Annotated in this window: 18 protein-coding genes; 10 read left to right on the forward strand and 8 right to left on the reverse strand. The window is 51.8% G+C overall.

Annotated features, from left to right (window positions below; genetic code table 11):
* Positions 1–58: 58 nt before the first annotated feature.
* Positions 59–793 (reverse strand): SH3-like domain-containing protein, encoded by a 735-nt coding sequence (locus SPI6313_RS21150; protein WP_084669143.1) that lies wholly within the window; start codon positions 791–793, stop codon positions 59–61.
* 239 nt (positions 794–1,032) lie between these two features.
* Here SPI6313_RS21150 and SPI6313_RS21155 point away from each other — a divergent pair, with 239 nt between their 5' ends.
* The gene (locus SPI6313_RS21155; RefSeq protein WP_072622779.1) at positions 1,033–3,156 is read left to right on the forward strand and encodes a pentapeptide repeat-containing protein; all 2,124 of its coding nucleotides are present in this window, start codon (positions 1,033–1,035) and stop codon (positions 3,154–3,156) included.
* A 63-nt stretch (positions 3,157–3,219) separates the two neighbouring features.
* Here the strand turns inward: SPI6313_RS21155 and SPI6313_RS21160 are convergent, their stop codons facing one another.
* The 3 genes from SPI6313_RS21160 to SPI6313_RS21170 all read right to left on the reverse strand — a co-directional run bounded on the left by SPI6313_RS21160 (position 3,220) and on the right by SPI6313_RS21170 (position 6,702).
* On the reverse strand, positions 3,220–3,849 hold the full coding sequence (locus SPI6313_RS21160) for a cytochrome c oxidase subunit 3 (protein WP_072622780.1): 630 nt from the start codon (positions 3,847–3,849) through the stop codon (positions 3,220–3,222).
* Between the two features lie 98 nt (positions 3,850–3,947).
* On the reverse strand, positions 3,948–5,630 hold the full coding sequence (gene ctaD / locus SPI6313_RS21165; protein WP_245788928.1) for a cytochrome c oxidase subunit I: 1,683 nt from the start codon (positions 5,628–5,630) through the stop codon (positions 3,948–3,950).
* A 73-nt stretch (positions 5,631–5,703) separates the two neighbouring features.
* Positions 5,704–6,702, reverse strand: a complete 999-nt coding sequence (locus SPI6313_RS21170; RefSeq protein ID WP_072622781.1) for a cytochrome c oxidase subunit II — start codon at positions 6,700–6,702, stop codon at positions 5,704–5,706.
* A 312-nt stretch (positions 6,703–7,014) separates the two neighbouring features.
* On the opposite strand from SPI6313_RS21170, the gene SPI6313_RS21175 reads away from it, so the two are divergent.
* Positions 7,015–7,632 (forward strand): YdcF family protein, encoded by a 618-nt coding sequence (locus tag SPI6313_RS21175; RefSeq protein WP_072622782.1) that lies wholly within the window; start codon positions 7,015–7,017, stop codon positions 7,630–7,632.
* Positions 7,633–7,642: 10 nt separating this feature from the next.
* On the opposite strand, the gene SPI6313_RS21180 is transcribed toward SPI6313_RS21175, so the two are convergent.
* From SPI6313_RS21180 to SPI6313_RS24155, 3 genes are all read right to left on the reverse strand, one after another.
* Complete coding sequence (locus tag SPI6313_RS21180; RefSeq protein WP_072622783.1) at positions 7,643–9,436, reverse strand: sodium:solute symporter family protein; 1,794 nt, start codon at positions 9,434–9,436, stop codon at positions 7,643–7,645.
* A gap of 76 nt (positions 9,437–9,512) precedes the next feature.
* Positions 9,513–9,944, reverse strand: a complete 432-nt coding sequence (locus SPI6313_RS21185) for an HNH endonuclease (RefSeq protein ID WP_072622784.1) — start codon at positions 9,942–9,944, stop codon at positions 9,513–9,515.
* Positions 9,944–10,336, reverse strand: coding sequence for a hypothetical protein (locus SPI6313_RS24155; RefSeq protein ID WP_072622785.1), 393 nt, complete (start codon positions 10,334–10,336; stop codon positions 9,944–9,946). The genes SPI6313_RS21185 and SPI6313_RS24155 overlap by 1 nt, the downstream gene beginning before the upstream one ends.
* Before the next feature lie 215 nt (positions 10,337–10,551).
* On the opposite strand from SPI6313_RS24155, the gene SPI6313_RS25440 reads away from it, so the two are divergent.
* From SPI6313_RS25440 to SPI6313_RS21205, 4 genes are all read left to right on the forward strand, one after another.
* Positions 10,552–10,779, forward strand: a complete 228-nt coding sequence (locus tag SPI6313_RS25440) for a hypothetical protein (protein ID WP_217650699.1) — start codon at positions 10,552–10,554, stop codon at positions 10,777–10,779.
* A complete protein-coding gene (locus tag SPI6313_RS25445; RefSeq protein WP_217650700.1) occupies positions 10,779–10,949 on the forward strand; it encodes a helix-turn-helix domain-containing protein in 171 nt (56 codons plus the stop codon). The genes SPI6313_RS25440 and SPI6313_RS25445 overlap by 1 nt, the downstream gene beginning before the upstream one ends.
* 225 nt (positions 10,950–11,174) lie before the next feature.
* A complete protein-coding gene (locus tag SPI6313_RS21200; protein ID WP_072622786.1) occupies positions 11,175–13,595 on the forward strand; it encodes a GH116 family glycosyl hydrolase in 2,421 nt (806 codons plus the stop codon).
* 127 nt (positions 13,596–13,722) lie between these two features.
* The gene (locus tag SPI6313_RS21205; protein WP_072622787.1) at positions 13,723–15,162 is read left to right on the forward strand and encodes a hypothetical protein; all 1,440 of its coding nucleotides are present in this window, start codon (positions 13,723–13,725) and stop codon (positions 15,160–15,162) included.
* An 85-nt stretch (positions 15,163–15,247) separates the two neighbouring features.
* Here the strand turns inward: SPI6313_RS21205 and SPI6313_RS21210 are convergent, their stop codons facing one another.
* Entirely contained in the window at positions 15,248–15,850 is a 603-nt protein-coding gene (locus tag SPI6313_RS21210) for a Uma2 family endonuclease (RefSeq protein WP_425443133.1), read from the reverse strand.
* Between the two features lie 123 nt (positions 15,851–15,973).
* On the opposite strand from SPI6313_RS21210, the gene SPI6313_RS21215 reads away from it, so the two are divergent.
* The 4 genes from SPI6313_RS21215 (at position 15,974) to SPI6313_RS21225 (ending at position 18,954) form a co-directional block, all read left to right on the forward strand.
* Positions 15,974–16,543, forward strand: a complete 570-nt coding sequence (locus SPI6313_RS21215) for a Uma2 family endonuclease (protein ID WP_072622789.1) — start codon at positions 15,974–15,976, stop codon at positions 16,541–16,543.
* A gap of 17 nt (positions 16,544–16,560) precedes the next feature.
* Entirely contained in the window at positions 16,561–16,701 is a 141-nt protein-coding gene (locus tag SPI6313_RS23780; protein WP_175551204.1) for a hypothetical protein, read from the forward strand.
* A gap of 160 nt (positions 16,702–16,861) precedes the next feature.
* On the forward strand, positions 16,862–17,122 hold the full coding sequence (locus SPI6313_RS21220; RefSeq protein ID WP_072622790.1) for a phage tail protein: 261 nt from the start codon (positions 16,862–16,864) through the stop codon (positions 17,120–17,122).
* A 362-nt stretch (positions 17,123–17,484) separates the two neighbouring features.
* Positions 17,485–18,954 carry a leucyl aminopeptidase gene (locus tag SPI6313_RS21225; protein ID WP_072622791.1) on the forward strand — a complete coding sequence of 490 codons (1,470 nt, stop codon included), beginning with the start codon at positions 17,485–17,487 and terminating at the stop codon, positions 18,952–18,954.
* The last annotated feature ends 79 nt before the right edge of the window (positions 18,955–19,033 follow it).

Below are 19,033 nucleotides of genomic sequence, written 5' to 3' on the forward strand. Positions count from 1 at the left end.
TAAGTGGCGTGGGGCAGGAATTCCTAATCGTGAGGTTAGGAAGCCCGCGCTCTACCCGTTAGGGTGAGTGTCGGGAGGATGTCACCCAGGGTTCGTAAATTTCGACCCGAAGTTTATCCTTCTGACTCCTGGGGGGACAGCGATCGCCCCAAATTTCTAGCATGTCAAACTCTACCAGGTAGAGGGGCAGGCGTAACACCGTGGACTTGAAATGGGCGAGATCTTCAGGGTTGAGAAAAAAGCCTTGGAGCTGGGCGATGCGTCCTGTTTTCCCTAATAGATAGAGAGGCGTTCTGATATGACCGGGCTGCACCTGGTCTCGCACCTGCACGCAATCCCCGACCTGATAGCGGGCCTCTGGATAGGTTTCGTGATCAATGGCAGGGGCATAGGGATTGTCTGGCGTTGGCTTCGGGGTCTTGGGGGTTGCTGCGGGGGGTTCGGCTCGTTCCAAGGCTTGGCGGAGTTCTGCGGGGGTGAGGTAATTGAGTTCGCACAGAACCGTTTCCACCGCCAAAATTCGCCGCTCTCCATAGGCTGGCAAGCGATCGCGCAAAAAGGTCGGAATATCAAGAGTAAAGTTGTGAGTCGCAAAGCGACCGTCTACTTCCTCGGCGGCTCTGCGGATCGAATCAAAGCTAGGAAGCTGCTTCTTGGCCCGCATCAGGTTATGAATCGAGGTAATCTGCTTCTCGAAAAAGCCAATGGTTTCCTCTGCGGTGCAGATCGTCTCTGTGCTGTCTGGATTGTGGGGAATATGCTGGTGATAGGCTTTTGAGGGAATGTCCTGCATCGGTTTCAATGGAGTGATCTGAGCACATCGGATAGAGGGGCAGATGATACCCGCCGTTAACAATTTACCGGAAAAGGGCGGGAGGTCTGAACGCCCTGTCTCCTGAGAGCCGGAATGAAAGATGACAGGAGCAACTTTAGCCGCCTACCCTCTTTGTTCGTTGAGTGGATGAAGGCATGGCGGCGAGATGCGGGTGTTAAAATTGCGGGCAACTTGAGTCTGGGGTTGGGAGTGGCAGGATGAAGGCGCGGGATGTATTGCAACGCTATGCAGCAGGGGAGCGGGAGTTTCAGGGCGCAAACTTGCGCGGGCGATCGTTTCGGGGGAAATGTTTAGCAGGGGCAGATTTTAGCGGTGCGGATATTCGCGGGACGGATTTTACACAAGCCGATTTGACCGGGGTGAAGTTTTGTAGAGCAACGGCTGGATTGCAGCAACGGCAATGGGTCTTGAGTATATTGATTGCATGGGTCATGGCTGCATTTTCTGGATTTTTGTACTGGATACCAGAAGGTCTGATTGGTTGGCTTTTCAGCGCAGAATCCACGGAAGCGATCGCCGGTTGGATAGCAATTGTAATTTTGCTGGCTTACTTTGCCACGTTAATTCACAGCGGTGTGTTGGCTGGAATTAGCACACTTGCCGTGATCGTTGCAGTCACAGTTGTAATGGCAGTGGCCAGTACAAGCTTATTGCTCATCATCAGTGAAGATATCGTCAGTTTAGTGGCAACGGCTATTGCGGGAGCAGGTGCCAGATCGGCTGCCGTTGCAGTCGTCGTTTTAGGAAGCATCACAATTGCCATTACCATTGCCATGACAGAACAGCTTGTCATTGTCGGAGCTGTCGCCATTGCGTTCATTGTTGCGATGATCGGAGTGATCGCGCTGGCCGCCGTAGAGGCGATCCCCCTTGCCGTGATCGTAGAAATTGCCGCTGCATTGTTCTTAACGGGCCTGAATATTTATTTGGCATGGCGAGCGATGCGCGGTGATCCCCGTGACCTGTGGATTCGTGCGACTGCTGTTGCTGTTGCCGCTTGGGGAGGAACCTGCTTCCGGGGTGCTGATTTAACGGATGCTGATTTCAGCCACGCTCAACTCAAATGTTGCGATTTTAGAGAGTACAAAGGTGAACCCACAACATTGATTCGCACTGTTTTTAAAGCCTCGACTAAAATCGATCTGGCCCGTCCGGGTAAAACACTTCTCGCTCACCCCAATATTCGCAATATTTTGATTAACCCAGGCAACGGCTACAATCAAAATTTCTACAAAATGGATCTTCGTGGTGCGTCTCTAGTGGGGGGGAATTTTGAAAAGGCAAATTTCAAACAAGCTGACCTGAGTGAGGCTGATGTGCGTGGTGCAAATTTGAAAGAAGCCAACTTCACCGATACACTTGTGGTGGGCACCAACTTCACCCATGCCTATCTAACTGGGGCCTGTCTCGAAGCCTGGAATCTCGACCCCACCACCATTTTCAAAGACGTAGACTGCCAATATATTTACCTCCGCGAATATCCCAATACCTTAGGCAGTCGTGAACGTCGTCCCCACGATCCTGACAAAGTTTTTGCACCGGGCGACTTTGAGCGGCTCTATACCCAACTGATGCACACTGTTGAGATTTTGCTCAAAGGTGGCATGGACAATGAAGCCTTCGCCGTTGCTTTTCAGAAAATCGTTGCAGAAAACTCTGAGATTACCTGGGATTCGGTGCAATCCATCGAGAAAAAAGGTGAAGACGTGTTGCTCACCCTCGAAGTCCCCCCCGACACGGATAAAGCCCAGGTTGAGCGCACCTTTGATGCGGCCTATGTTGCCCGTCTCGAAGCTCAAGCCGAAGCCCAGACACTCCGCGCTCAGGATATGAAAGACCTGGCCCTGGCGTTGGCGAATCAACAGAATACAATCAACGTAAAAGCAGAAAGTAAAGCCATGAGTGATAACCCGAATATTTCAGTCGGTGGTGATTTCAAAGGCAACCTCGCCGGGGGTGATCTCGATGCCAGTAGTTCCGTGCAGAACTTCGACAACCTCAACAGCACGATCAGCACTGCCCTGAACCAACTTCCGGAACCCACCGAATCCGACAAACCCAACCTCAAAACCATTCTGAGCGAACTCCACACCGCAATCAACGACAGCGAACTGGAGGACGACGACAAAGCCGAAGCCCTTGCCCAACTGGATATCCTTGTGCAAGCGGGTCAAACCCCCAGCGCCAACGGTATTAAAAAACAGGTGAAACGCGCCACCACAATGCTCACCGGCTTGATCGCCAGCTTACCCGCTGCGGCGAAACTCGTAGACACCGCGAAGACCCTCTTACCTGCGATCGCTACCTACTTCGGCCTCTAATCCCAAACAGAAAAAATCCCCCGCCACTGTGCCGAGGGATTTTGCGCAGGGATGAGAACAGCCTTAGAACAAGGTCAAAATGTAAAGGAGGACGAAGAGAATGATCCAGATAATATCGACGAAGTGCCAATAAATTTCAGTCATTTCAACGCCGGTGTGCTTTGTGGCGCTGTAGTGGCCGGGGCGGCGCGATCGCCACAAGACCCCCACCATCATCAACACGCCCACCAAGACGTGCAACCCGTGGAATCCCGTCATTACATAGAAACAACTGGAAAACACATTGGTTGACAGTCCATACCCCAATTCGGTGTATTCATACACCTGTCCACCGAGGAAGACCAAGCCCATCACAATCGTGGCGGCGTACCAAAGGCGCATTTGTTGCACCTTTCCTTTTTTGATCGCCAGATCGCCCATGTGAATTACAAAGCTACTGGACACCAGAATGATCGTGTTGATCGCGGGTAAAAAGAGTTCGACTTCGGTGCCTTCTGGGGGCCAGACTTCCGCCGTAGAGCGATAGATTAAGTAAGCCGTGAAAATCCCGAAAAACATCAGGGATTCGGAGGCGAGGAAGGTCATCAGACCAAGGACGCGATGGTCGCCGTGTTCACCGTGGCTTTCGCTCGCAGCAGCGATCGTTTCGGCGGGATAGGCTCCATTTTGAGACGCATCTAGGGTGGTGGTCATCGATTGGTTAACTCCTGAATTCGGCAATGGTTCAACCAGGGGGAGGCGGCTCAATGGATGGCCTTAACCATCCGCCTCCCCGATCGCTAGGGTGTAGATTATTTCATTTCTTGACCGACTTCGGCGAGGATTTCCTCGACCGTGGGATCATCGGCTTCAAAGGTTTGGGTATCCACCCCGTAATCGTAGGGGCCAGCCCAGACGATGGGTTCTTCATCGAAGTTTTCGATGGCCGGGGGGGAGGTGGTTTGCCATTCGAGGGTGAGCGATCGCCAGGGATTGCGGCCCGCAGGTGTGCCTTGACTCCAACTCCAAATCATATTGAAGAAGAAGGGCAAAATCGAAATCCCCAGGATCATCGACCCGTAGGTACAGATTTTGTTGATAAATTCAAACTGCGGGTCGTACATGGCGATCCGGCGCGGCATCCCCTGCAAGCCCAAGTTATGCATCGGCAAGAAGGTGAGGTTCGTGCCGATGAAGGTGAGGACAAAGTGAATCCGGCCGAGGGTTTCGTTGTACATCCGCCCTGTGATTTTCGGGAACCAGTGGTAAATCGCGGCGTACAGCCCAAAGACGGAGCCGCCAAAGAGGACGTAGTGGAAATGCGCCACCACATAGTAGGTATCGTGGACATGGATGTCGAAGGGAGCCGCGCCGAGGGTGACCCCGCTTAAGCCGCCGAAGACGAACATGGCCAACAGACCGACGGCAAAGAGCAGGGGACTGGTGAGACGGATTTTACCGCCCCAGAGGGTGGCGACCCAACTGAAGATTTTGACTCCGGTGGGGACGGCGACGATCAGGGTGGAGATCGTGAAGAACATCCGCATCCAGGCGGGGGTGCCGCTGGTGAACATGTGGTGAACCCAGACGAAGAGACCGACGACGCAGATGGCGAGGCTGGAATAGGCGATCGCTTTATAGCCAAAAATCGGCTTGCGGGCGTGGGTGGAAATCACCTCGGACATAATCCCAAAGATCGGCAGAATCATCAGATACACCGCCGGGTGGGAATAGAACCAAAACAGGTGTTGATAGACCACCACATCGCCGCCCATTTCGGGCCGGAAAAAGCCGGTGCCGAAGTTGATATCAAACAAGAGCATGATCAGGCCAATGGCCAAAACCGGGGTGGAGAAGAGGGCTAACAGCGAGGTGGCCACCATGGCCCAACAGAACAGGGGCAACTCATCCCACTGCATGTTTGGCGTTTTGAGTTTGTAGATCGTGACGAGGAAGTTGAGTGCCCCCAAGATCGACGAAGTACCAATCAAGGCAATGGCGAGAATCCAAAGGCTCTGCCCCATGTTGTTGGTGATCAAGCTCAAGGGCGGGTAGGATGTCCAGCCGGCCTGTGCTCCCCCGTAGAACAAACTAGCAAATAGAAAAATGGCGGCAATGGGGTTGAGCCAGAAGGCGATCGCATTCAAATTCGGAAACGCCATATCCTTCGCCCCGATCATCAACGGCACGAGGTAGTTACCAAACCCCCCGATCGCCGCCGGGACAATCCAGAAAAAGATCATCAACGTGCCGTGGTTCGTCAGCAGCATGTTGTAGACTTCCGGCGCGAGGAAATCCGGATCGGCGGTATATAGCTCCGTCCGCATTAGCAGAGCCATCACCCCGGCAATGAGATAAAACACAAACGCCGTGACGAGATATTGAATCCCGATCACCTTGTGGTCTGTGTTGTAGAGAAAGTAGTGATACCAAGACCACTGCTCAGGATGGTGATGACCACTCTGCTCCTGAGGCTGCGGTGATGGCGATTGCATTGGAAGTTGTGCTTGTGCCATACGTTAGTTTTGAGAATCGATCAAGGTCAGAATAATAGGTGAACCGACGGCATTAGAGGGCCGTGGGGGTGGGGATTTGGTCGAGCATCGTTGGGGTGATGGGTTGATCGGCGGTGTGGGCCAGGATGCGATCGCTGTCGGTCAGTTCAGACGCGATCGCCACAGACTCCGTTGCCAAACCCTGGGCCACGGTATTCGATGCCACCCAATCGGCATAGTCTTCGGGGCTATGGACGATAATTTGCGATCGCATCCCGCCATGATACGCCCCACACAACTCTGCACAAACAATCGGGTACGTCCCCGTTTGCGTCGCCACAAAGCGGAGTTGAGTCGTTTTGCCCGGAATCGCATCCTGCTTAATCCGAAACTCCGGTAACCAGAAGGCATGGAGCACATCTTTCGCTTCGATGTTGAGCTTGATATCTTGATCCACCGGCACATGCAATTCCCCGGTGACAATCCCCGTCTCTGGATAGGTGAAAATCCAGGCGTACTGCATCCCCGCCACATCAACTTCTAAATCCGCCATCCGCATTCCTTCTTCCGGCGTTGCCCCGATGCCATAGGCATTGGGGTCTGCACTAGCCAGCAGAGGCATCGCGTCCCCATCCCTGGGTAAGCTTGCCACCTGGACTGCGTGGTGGTGGGTATGGTTGTGGGCCATTTGCCCGGCCGTATCAAAGCCTCCCATCTGGTTGTAGACCTGGACGCTGTAAATCCCTAGTCCAATGACTAAAAAGGCCGGGATCGCCGTCCAAAAAATTTCTAGGGAAAAATTACCTTTGACCGGAAAGCTATCACTTTCATCCCCCGGACGATGGCGAAACTTGATCACGGCATAGACAATCGCCCCCTCGACTACCAAAAATAGAGCTGTCCCAATCGTGACCATGACGTTGAACAAGTCATCGACCAAGGGAGCTTGGAGCGAAACTTGGGCCGGGAGAAGGCCGTTATTCTTTCCGTACCAAACGCTGACGGCTGTGACGACAACCCCAATCGTCAGCGTAATTAATGTACCGGGTACTGTTTCTTTTTCGTTAGCCATAAGAGATTTTATTGTCGCTGTGTTGAACCAGTAGACGCTGGCTTGACACGGAATAAGACCAGGATCGATGCCCCCAGATTCTCATGGGTCTTGGAATCTGGACATTTGACCCTAGCCCCCCTTAAAATTTAGCGAATTTCTCTTTTGAAAATGCAGTGAATCCTACGAGAAGGGGCAATTTTAAGATTCTTTTACGCTTTGGGGAAGGTGATGGGGGGGTGCGCTTGAATTTTCGTGACAAACCACGAGACGCGATACACTAATAGCCAATCTGGGTTATGGTCTGGACTTTTTTCGTTTTCCCTTGACTTAATGGTTCTGAAATTAGGGCTTCAGCGACGTTCTGGGGCGGTGCATCAATCTTCGCAACATCGAGTGTCCCTGTGGTTTTTACCGCTGGTGGTGTTGGCATTAATCGTGGCGTACAAACAGGTGCGGATGATCGTGGCTGAACCTCGTGCGGCCTTGGTGCTGGGGGGGTTGGAGGCGCGAGAATCCTACGCGGCTCAGTTGGCCCATGATGATCCGGGTTTGGAGGTGTGGGTGTCGTCGGGGAGTCCGGAGGCCTATGTCCAGGGGGTCTTTGCGTCGGCGGGGGTGGAGCGCGATCGCCTCCATCTCAACTACGATGCTGAAGATACTGTCACCAACTTCACCACCTTGGTGGATGACCTAGAGGCTGCGGGCATCAAGAGCATTTACCTGATTACCTCCGCTAACCATATGCACCGCGCTCGGATTATTGGGGAAGTGGTGCTCGGTAGTCGGGGCATTGTGATTAAACCCCTGCCCATTGAGGAAGGGGGAATCGCTCAAGAGTCTTGGGCAAAAAGTATGGTGGATGGGGGGCGGGCTATTTTATGGCTTTTCACCGGCCATACGGCGACCGAGTTGAAAGAGGATCTCGGCCAGAAGCTGCGATCATGGTAGGGCCATGGCGTTAGAGAGTGCCGCGATCGTCTAATCCGGGCCGGGGCATGGGGGGGATCACCTGTTGATCCAACTTCCGCAGCCAGAACCAGGCGAGAATGCCTAGGATTAGCCAGATCCAACCAGTGAGCGATCGCAACAACAAGAACCCCCCCACGGAAAACATCGCCCCAAACAGCACAAAGGTCGCCGCAATCACCCGCAAACTATCCAGCTTCAGGTTTTGAATCGGTGCAATCCCGGTGCGCTCCCGTTGTCGTCGCCAGCCAATCCCCGCCGGACGGACTTTGCAATAGAACGCATCGAGGGTTTCGTCAGATTCCGGGGGCGTGACCAACATTACCGTAATCCACACCACCGCCGTGATCCCTGAAATCACCAGCAGGCGCGTCCCAAAGTCGGGGATCGCGCTCAGGGCTTCGGGGTTCAAACTGGTGATGAGGCCAATCACAAAGCCGCAGACCATCGCCGCCCATTCTGCCGCTGCGTTAATCCGCCACCAAAACCAGCGCAACATCAACACCAACCCCGGCCCCGTGCCGATCGCAATGACCAACCGGAAGACCGTGCTCACATCTTCGGTAAAGAAGGCTGCCACACCGCCTAAGACCGTGACGAGGATCGATGCGAGCCGACCGACGAGTACCAGTTCCGTTTGAGGGGCTTCGGGGCGGAAAAAGCGGAGATAGAGATCATTGGTGAGGTAGGACGCGCCCCAGTTGATCGAGGTGGAAACGGTGCTCATGAACGCCGCCACGAGGGAGGCGACGGCTAAGCCGAGTAACCCCGTGGGGAGAAAGTCGAGCATTAGTTTTGGATAACCGAGTTCGCGATCGCTCAAATCCGGATAGATCACCAACGCCACCAACGCCACCAAAATCCACGGCCAGGTCCGCACCACATAATGGAGGATATTAAATAACCACGCCGACTTTTCCGCCTCGGCTTCGTCCTTGGCCGCCGCGAGTCGTTGAATAAATTCGCCACCCCCATCACTGCGCCGGAACGACCACCACTGCACAAACACATAGGCGGAAAAGGTGGTGAGACTAATCCCGGCGGTGTCGCTCCAACCCCAGTTTTCTGTTAAGGGAATGAAGGAAAGAGCATCAAAATCGGTGCTGGCCTGAACCATGGGAATTAATTCGTGAATGCCGCCCACATGGTTGACGGCGATCACCGCCACCATGATCGCCCCCAATAGACCGAGGAAAAACTGAAAAAAGTCCGTGGCCACCACACCCCACAGCCCTGAAAACCCGGAATAGACCAACACAAAAATGCTCACCCCGACCACACTCCAGAGCTTCACATTTTGCCCCGGTTCAATGCCGACGCTCTGCCACAGTTCGAGGGCATCGACGACCTTGACCATCGCCAGCATCGCGTAGCCGATGCCGATACAGTTAATCGGCAGGGCAAAGAGAAAGGCTTTCGTTCCGCGCAGGAAGGCGGCGGGCTTGCCGCCGTAGCGCATTTCTGTTAGTTGGGCATCGGTGACAATTTCCGACCGTCGCCACAGCCGCGCAAACACATAGATGAGGATGACATGGGCGATCGCAAAACTCCACCATTCCCAATTGCCCACGATTCCCCGTGTTCCCACCACACCGGCAATATACAGGGGCGTATCAATGGAAAAGGTCGTCGCCGCCATACTCGTCCCGGCGAGCCACCAGGGGAGCGATCGCCCCGACACGAAAAAGTCCACCAAACTTTTCGACCCCTTCTGAGTCAAAAACAAGCCCAACCCCATCGCCAAGACGAGATAGAGCAGCACAATTAACCAATCCAACAGTTGCATAATCCTCTGGGTTTCCCGTTCTCGTTGCTCAGTCTATGGGCAAGTCTACCGATTAATCGACCCTCTGCAAGATGAACTACACAATAGGATCAACAGACGGTGGATGCCAACCCGCTTTAACCCAGTTACGCCGAACAACCACAGCTAACGGATTATTCAACTGCAATGCGATCGCCGTGGCTCGTCCCACAGCCGTTAAACCCACGATATGCGTTCCCTCTTGATTCCAGGCAAAATGCTCTGACCACGTTTGGTGACGAGGATGAAATATCTTCATGGTTTCACCGGTTTCCGGATCAACAGCATCGGTTTTTGTCCATTTGTATTGATTACAAAGTTCACACGCCAGGCAAAGATTATCGAGATCATCACTACCCCCTTTGGCCACCGGTTGAACATGGTCAATCTGCAAACGCCCCATAATGTAGTCTTGATGGCTGAGGCAATATTCACAATAATTCTTTGCCCGGGCTCGAACCTGTTGGCGAATCGTGTCGGAAAGAGGCATCAGTGAATCGCTAAGCCCCGTTGATGAGCTTCGGCGAGCGCCTCTGATTTACGCAATAGTCCGAGGCGATAAATTTGCATGAGGGTAAACAGTTCGTACCGTTCTGCGGGTGGGAGACCCTGGGCTTTGCCGTGGGCTTGTAACTCACCCAGGCGATGATTTTGGGCAGCATTCATCTTGAGCGCGGCAAGTTCCATCACCTCGGCATCGGTGAGTTGCGCGACTGGGGTGTAGAAGTGGATGGGCAAAGCGTCGTCAAGCTCGGAGGGGTCTGGGTTGAGGGCTTGGTGTAACAGTTGCCCGATCAGATAGTTAAGGTCTTGTCCTTGCTGCTCAGCTTGCGATCGCAATTGAGCTTCCATTTCAGGATTGAGCGTAATCGTGAACGTCATGGGAGGCAGGATATAGAGAGATGTGCCTTTCATTGTAAAGCGCGGAGATTTGTCCCAAGCTGCGATCGCGCCAGGATCCGCCTAGGGGAGACTTGATCAAATTTCAGGGCTAGTCCCCCTAAAATTCTGGCTTGTGCGTGGCAACGTAAGATCGGTGCAGAGTGAAAACTCTTTTCTACTAACTCATGCCGAGTACGACAAAGGGAGATGGAAAAATGATCCCTACTTTTGATCAACAGCGCTATGGTCAACTGTTGGCAGATGCCCTGCCAGCGGTGATCACGACAGAGAATGAATACGATCGCCTCCTAGCGATCGCTGAAAAGCTCACCTTTTCAGAAACGCTAGAACCCGAAGCAGAAATGCTGTTAGATCTGTTGGTTCACCTCATCGAGCAGTATGAAAAAAACACTACTCGATCCCAGAGGTTGAGCCTCATGTGATGTTACAGCACTTGATTGAATCGAAAGAGATTCGGCAAGCGGATTTAGTGGGGATTATTGGTTCTAGTGGTGTGGTTTCCGAGGTGGTGAATGGGAAGCGGGCGATTAGTAAAGCTCAAGCTAAAGCCCTCGGTGATTATTTCCAAATCTCTCCGAGTGTATTTATTTAGACATGAATCAACGGTGAGATTGATCACGATTTTCGGCAAGGAATCAGTGTGATCGCGATTTTTCTAGGGTGAAGTGGCGCGATCGCACCCTGAACCATGGATGAATTGAGCCGAGAAGGAGGCAGAGCGATCGCCCATGCACCGCCTAGGGGTACGGGGCTTGATAGAATCATTGGGTGCTTTAACAGTGCCTCTTTTATTCCTCTAGCCTGACCCCATTACCCTATGAATGCCTTCCAAATTTCCCCTCCCGAAATCCCGGCTTGCGCGTGGCAGCGTGCGATTGGGGCAGAGTGGGAGAAGCCCTATACGGTGCGCTACGCGAGTAATTTAGATGATGGCCCGTGGCATGGGATGCCCTTGGGGGGTTTGGGGGCGGGGTGTATTGGGCGATCGCCCCGTGGGGATTTCAATCTCTGGCATTTGGACGGCGGCGAGCATGTGTTTCAAAACATCCCCGCTTGTCAGTTCAGCATTTTTGAACAGGTGGGCAACGAAGCCCCCCAAGCCTACGCCCTCAGTACCGAACTGCCGGACGATGGCACGCTCTCGGCTTGGCAATGGTATCCAAAAAATAAAGGCACCTATCACGCCCTCTATCCCCGCAGTTGGTATCAGTATGACGGCGTGTTTCAGAGTGAGATTACCTGTGAGCAGTTTTCGCCGGTGTGGGCGGGGTGCTATCAGGAGTCGAGCTATCCGGTGGGGGTGTTTGAATGGACGGTGCATAACCCAACGGACAAGCCGATCACGATGAGCATTATGCTCACCTGGCAAAATGTGGTGGGCTGGTTTACCAATGCGATTAAAAAGCCGACGGTGACGGTGCGGGACGATGGCAGCCCGGAATATGAGTATCAGCCGAAATGGGGCGACAGCGAGGGCTGTTTTAACCAGTGGATTAATGATAATTATCGGGTTGGGGTGCTGATGGGGCGCGATCGCGGCGATCAAGTGCAGGAGGGTGATGGGCAGATTGCGATCGCTAGCGTCACCAACGCCACCATGGAAGCCTATTATCTCAGCCGTTGGAATCCGGCCGGGGATGGGGACGAGGTGTGGAAGTTCTTTTCCACCCAGGGAATGCTCCCGGATCAACAGGACGAAACCCCTGCTGCTGCTGGGGAACAGGTGGCCGGAGCCTTCACGATTCGCTTCACGGTGCGACCGGGGCGATCGCGCAAAATCCCCTTCATCCTCGCCTGGGATTTCCCCGTCACCGAATTCGCCCAAGGCATCAACTATTTCCGCCGTCACACCGACTTTTTCGGCCGCACCGGGAACAATGCCTGGACCGTCATTCGCACCGCCCTCAAACATAGCGACACCTGGCGTGAAAAAATCCTCGCCTGGCAAACCCCGATTTTGAACCGCGACGACCTCCCCGACTGGTTCAAAATGGCTCTCTTTAATGAGCTTTACCTGCTCACCGACGGCGGCACGCTCTGGAGCGCAGGCACAGAAACCGACCCCATCGGCCAATTCGGCATCCTCGAATGTATCGATTATCGTTGGTACGAAAGTCTCGATGTGCGCTTGTACGGCTCTTTTGCCACGATGATGCTCTTCCCCCGTTTGGACAAAGCGATCCTCGAAGCCTTCGCCCGCGCCATCCCCACCGCCGACGACACCCCCCGGATCATCGGCTACAACCAAGCCCCCGCCATCCGCAAGGCCGGCGGTGCCACGCCCCACGACCTCGGCGCACCCAACGAACACCCCTGGGAAAAGAGCAACTACACCAGCTACCAAGACTGCAACCAATGGAAGGATCTCCCCAGTGATTTCGTCCTTCAGGTCTATCGCAACTATCTACTCACGGGGGCGAAGGATGTGGATTTCTTGTGGGAATGTTGGGGTGCGATCCCGATCGCGTTGGACTATCTCAAGGCGTTTGACCTTGACGGCGACGGCATCCCGGAAAATTCCGGCGCACCGGATCAGACGTTTGATGATTGGCAGTTGCGCGGCATCAGTGCCTATTGTGGGGCGTTGTGGATTGCGGCGTTGGAGGCTGCGATCGCGATCGGCGTGATCCTGATCGACAATCCCCCCAACAACCCCCTCCTCCAACCCGCCGACTATCCCCAAGGCATCACCAAACACCTCGAACAATACCGCGACTGGCTCCGCCAAGCCCGCCCCCTCTACCAAGAAACCCTCTGGAACGGCAGTTTCTATCGCCTCGACAGTGAAAGCGGCTCTGATGTGGTGATGGCGGATCAACTCTGCGGCCAGTTCTACGCTCAGTTGCTCGATTTACCCGATGTAGTGGATCGCACCCATGCGGAAACGGCCCTGCGCACGGTGTACGAGTCCTGTTTTAAAAAGTTCTACGACGGCAAATTCGGCGCGGCCAATGGTGTCCTGATCGACGGCAGCCCGGAAAACCCCAACGCCACCCACCCCCTCGAAGTCTGGACGGGCATCAATTTCGGCCTCGCGGCCTACATGGTGTCAATGGGCATGAAGGAGGAAGCCTTTGAAATGGCGGAAGCCGTGGTCAAACAAATCTACGATAACGGTCTCCAATTCCGCACCCCAGAAGCCATCACCCCCGTCGGCACATTCCGCGCCTGTCACTACCTCCGCGCCCTCGCCATCTGGGGAATGTACGGGGTATTGACGGACTTTAAAGGAAAGTAGCAACTCCATCACGGACGAACAAAGTAAGGTGAGTGATCATTTCACCCTACTTTGTTAACTCAAGCAAGAAGTTCAATTGAACTCACAGAAGCTTATATCAATAATTCAAATTTATACTTATAAAGCTATGATGAACAAAATCAGTGAATATTTTAAAAAACAAAGGATACTCACAGAGCATTTATATTTTTATGTCCAAGGACAAAAATATCAAGGAAGAGGGTTTATTCAATGGAAACCAAATAATGGTTTTATATTAGAAGCTTTCCTCGATTCAGTTAAAAATCAAGATAACCAATCAAGTGATATCGGCAAAGTAAAAATTCCTAAAAAATCAGACCGTTGTTCTATCCGAATACAGACAATCTCTGGATGGATACTTATACCTGATATCTATATAAGTGATCAATTTAAGTTAGGGTTGTTACAAAGAAATTTATCTTTACGATTTGAACGTATATTTATTTGTGATTTATGTTTGCCGATTTCTAATAACTATACAGATCCCAAATGGTATGGTAGTGCTTTATATCGAATAGAAAACAATAGTATATTTAGTGATTCTGTTACTATCAAAACACAATTAGAAAATCAATTAATCGAATGTCTTAATAAGACAGGATTGCTGTATGAGGGAACTGATATTAACCTCAAAGGATATTTTCTTGACACAAACTACTTCTGTTTGAACTGGATTTTTGGTCAACAGTCTTATAGTAAATCTGAAGCTTGGAATTGGTCTATTGGATTTCAAGAAGCATTGAGAGTTTTATGTGGAGAAACTGTGCAGATGCTTCAGCGTCAAATGAGAAGAGGCACAAAGAAAATTATTGAAATTAGAACAGAACAAGAACACAAAAGACTAGGTCTATTTACTCTTTTTGAAAATCAAGCATTTAGACAAGATCAGTACAAAAAAATAATTGTGCATACATCAAATTTCTTTTGTCAAAAACGAAAACATCATGAAGTTTGTACAAGAATTTTCTTTCAGATTTTGGAAGCTAGTGAACAAAAAATCCAAAGTAGTCAAGAGCTATTTGTTGCAACCACTCTAGAAGCTGTAATTAGAACAATTTATGAGCTTCCAGTAACAAAACAGGATAACTCTCAAGGATTAGTTGAACAACATTTAAATGGCAAATTCAAAGGCTCATATTTCTTAAATGAAGACAATAGAGAGTTCAAAAAAGAATGGAAAGAGTTTTGTGAATATGCCGTTGAAGCTTTTAAGCGTCTTCGGACTCGTAATGCACACCCAGATTGGCTAATACATGAAAATAATTTAGACATTGATTCAAACAAAGAACAAGCACTGAATGATATGATCTATCTATGTCGGTTTTATGGGCATATGATTCTTGCTCTTACTGGAATTAAACTATTAAGACCTAATCCTCCAACACCTCATCAAAACTGGGGTGCTGTGGCAAATTTTTTTTCATACAAACAGGAGTTAGATAAAGAATCACCTCAAGATGATAAATGGCATAAAAGGATCTCAAAGAGAAGACAAGAAAGGCGAAGAAGCAGAGCGGAAAGAGCCAAAGATTTTCTGGATAAATAGAGTAAACATTTCTCACCTACTGGCTTTTCTGATAGTTTCTACAATAAAATAAAAAACGCTAGAATCCTCAGTATTTGCTATGGTTTCAAACCCCGGAACAGCAGATTTCGGTGAGGGGAACTTCGACATTGAGACTGTGGAGCGTGAGCACATGATCGAGAGTGGTGTAATCTTGCCATTGCCAACGATCGCGCCCTGCTGAATCTCGGTTATAAAACTGCTCGATATAGGGTTCCGTTTGGCTGATCAGGAGATATTCACAAAAACTGGTCAACGAGCGATATTTTTTAAACTTTTCGCCGCGATCATAGGCTTCAGTCGATGGAGATAATACCTCAACAATGAGCAACGGATTGAGAACTTCATCATTGCGATCGCCGTTCAGTTCCGGCTCACCCGCAATAACCATCAGATCAGCATAGGTTCCACATTGAAACGCAGGAATCCAAATTCGTAAATCACTACCATACAAGCGAAAATCCGTATCCCGCAGTAAAAAACCCAAGTAAATCAACAGATTACTCATGATGGCACTGTGAACCTCAGACCCGCCTGGCATCACAATCACCTCTCCATCACGATATTCATGACGTTCTGGGCTGTGCTCTGATAACACCCGATAGTCTGCCAAGGAAAGACGAGTGGCGGTCAGATTTTGGGGAGTTGTTGGCGTAATCACCACAATCAGACCTCTGCACAACTTTACACTGGGTTCATTATCTCGTGTTCCCTCAAAAATGCCCACTGGCTCATCGTGATTCAAGAGCCAGCACACTACACTAGAGGAATATTACAGACCGCCATTCACAGTATGGTTTCACCCCCCGGAACAGCGTCAACTCTCACCCTAGCGGACTTTCTCGCTCAACCCGAAACCAAACCCGCCCGCGAATTTATCGAGGGTGCGATCGCGCCAAAACCCACCCCCCAAGGAAAACACAGCATCATTCAAGGTGAACTCGTGACCGCAATTAACGCGGTGGTGAAGCAACCGAAAATCGCGAGAGCCTTTCCAGAGTTGCGGTGTACCTTTGCGGGGCGGTCAATCGTGCCGGATGTTGCGGTTTTAGAATGGCGCAATATCCCCAGAGACGATAATGGCGAAATCGCGAATCAATTTCTTACCGTGCCCGACTGGATTATTGAGATTCTTTCCCCGTCTCAAAGTCATACTCAAGTTGTGAAAAAAATCTTGGGTTGTTTAAAAGTAGGGTGTCAAATGGGTTGGCTCATTGACCCCAGTGAGCGGACTATTTTTATCTATCAACCCAAGCAAGAAACCGATGTTTTTGATAGTTCAAATGATGAGATTTTAACTGTGCCTGAGTTTGCCCGTGGCTTTGAATTAACCGTTCAAGGACTCTTTGATTGGTTAATGTGAAGATAAACGTTTAGGGGATGAATTCGATCGAGGACTTCTTCGCTCAACCCGAAATCAAGCTCGTGAATTTATCGAAGGTGCGATCGCACCTCAAAATTCTGAACTTTTTCATCCATAGATTCACGATGATGACCTCACCTCAAAAAATGCGGCGGTAGCGAGTCGCATAGTGTAGTTTGAATGCTGATCAGCCTATGCCCCAACTATTTCTCTCATTGCGATATAAAAAAATCATTAAATATCTAACTCAAGCAGCATTTTGAAACTACATTAGGGAGGCTATTTGATGTCAAAGTATTTAAAGGAGAATCAACAAGAATGGAAGGCACAATTGGGGAAATTCGATTATTTGCAGGTAACTTTGCACCAAGAGGCTGGGCATTTTGTGACGGACAGACATTAAACGTTTCCGGAAACGAAGCACTGTATTCGATTCTGGAAAATAAATATGGTGGAAAGCTATACACAACGTTCACTTTGCCTAAAATTGCCCCCGTTCTGGGCGCTGACACTTCTAGTTCTTACGATGATCTAAAGTATATTATTTGTTTGCAAGGCTACTATCCTTCACGCCCGTAATTGAGGTTTTCAACTAAAATTCAATAGTTGGGTAGGGTGGGCAATGCCCACCTTGCTGAATCATGTTAAGTTACAGGCATTTGCTATGGTTTCACCCCCAGGAACAGCGCCAACCCTTACCCTAGCGGATGTTCTCACCCCATCCGAGACCCAAGCGGCCCGTGAATTGATGAGGGGATTTCCGAGCTAGCGAGTCCGACGACCCGTTTTCTGATCGGTGGACAGAGCATCAAGGCTTGGCACTGTTGAAGCAACAGGCGATCGCTGAACGGGAAAACCGATGAATCATCACCCGCCTCCCCGGCTGACCCCCCATAATAGAAGATCGTAACTTCACCGCAAATTTGAACTTTACGATAACGATGCAGATTAAAACCGTTGAGACTTTACCCCTAGACTGGAGTGGCGATGCGTTGGCCCTAGGATTCTATGCTGATGGTGTGGAGATGAGTGCTGAGTTAGCGGCTCTTGATACGCGCTTGGATGGCACGATCGCAGAATTGATCGCCGAAACCGAATTCACCGGCAAAGCGGGCAGCAGTGCCGTGGCGCGGGTGGGCAGCCATAGCCCGGTGCGCAAAATTATCCTCGTGGGCGTGGGAGCCGAAGCGGACTACAGCCCAGCGGTGGCACGCACGGCAGCGGCAGCGATCGCCCGCATCGCCAAACAGCAAAAGGTAAAAACCCTCGGCATTCGTGTGCCCATGGCGGAGGATGTGGGCAAGACCGCGCAGATGCTCACCGAAGGACTACACCTGGCGCTCCATGTGGACAATCGGTTTAAATCTGACCCCCAAGATCAGGGCGCGGTGCTAGAAAGCGTCGATCTGTTGGCCCTGGGATCAGAGGCGGGGGCCTTGGCTACCGGGGCAGCGATCGCCGCTGGGGTGATCCTCGCCCGTGAACTCGTCGCCGCCCCCGCTAACAGCGTCACACCGCTCACCCTCGCCGAACTCGCCCAAGACCTGGCCAGCGAATACGGCCTAGAGTTGAAAATCCTGGAACAGGCGGACTGTGAAGCCCTGGGGATGGGGTCGTTTTTGGGCGTGGCGCAAGCGTCGGATTTGCCGCCGAAATTCATTCACCTCACCTACAAGCCCAGTGGTGAACCCCGCCGCAAAGTGGCGATCGTCGGGAAGGGCTTAACCTTCGATTCGGGCGGGTTGAACCTGAAAACCGGCGGCAGCGGTATCGAAACGATGAAAATGGATATGGGCGGCGCGGGGGCCACCTTCGGCGCGGCGAAAGCGATCGCCCAACTCAAACCCGATGTGGAAGTTCACTTCATCAGCGCCGCCACCGAAAACATGATCAGCGGCAAAGCGATGCACCCCGGCGACATCCTCACCGCCTCCAACGGCAAAACCATCGAAGTCAACAACACCGATGCTGAGGGCCGCCTCACCCTCGCCGATGCCCTCGTCTATGCGGACAAACTCGGCGTGGATGCGATCGTCGATCTCGCCACCCTCACCGGAGCCTGTGTCGTTGCCCTCGGTGACACCATTGGCGGCCTCTGGTCTCCCGATGCCGACCTCGCCGCCCAACTCCAAACCGCCGCCACCCAAGGGGGCGAAAAATTCTGGACCATGCCCCTCGAAACCGCCTATTTTGAAGGACTTAAATCTCCCATTGCAGACATGAAAAACACCGGCCCCCGTGCCGGCGGTTCAATCACTGCGGCCCTCTTCCTCAAAGAGTTTGTGGACAAAACCCCCTGGGCACACCTCGACATTGCGGGCCCCGTCTGGGCGGACAAAGAAAACGGTGTCAACAATGCCGGAGCCACGGGCTACCCGGTGCAAACCCTTGTTAATTGGGTCTTGCAATAAGCGATCGCCGGGTCGTCGGTGTGACCACAGACAAACAAGGGGCTTCAAGCCCCTTGCCTCATTGCATCCGACCCACCCC

It is taken from the genome of Spirulina major PCC 6313, from assembly GCF_001890765.1.
Taxonomy (GTDB): Bacteria; Cyanobacteriota; Cyanobacteriia; order Cyanobacteriales; family Spirulinaceae; genus Spirulina; species Spirulina major.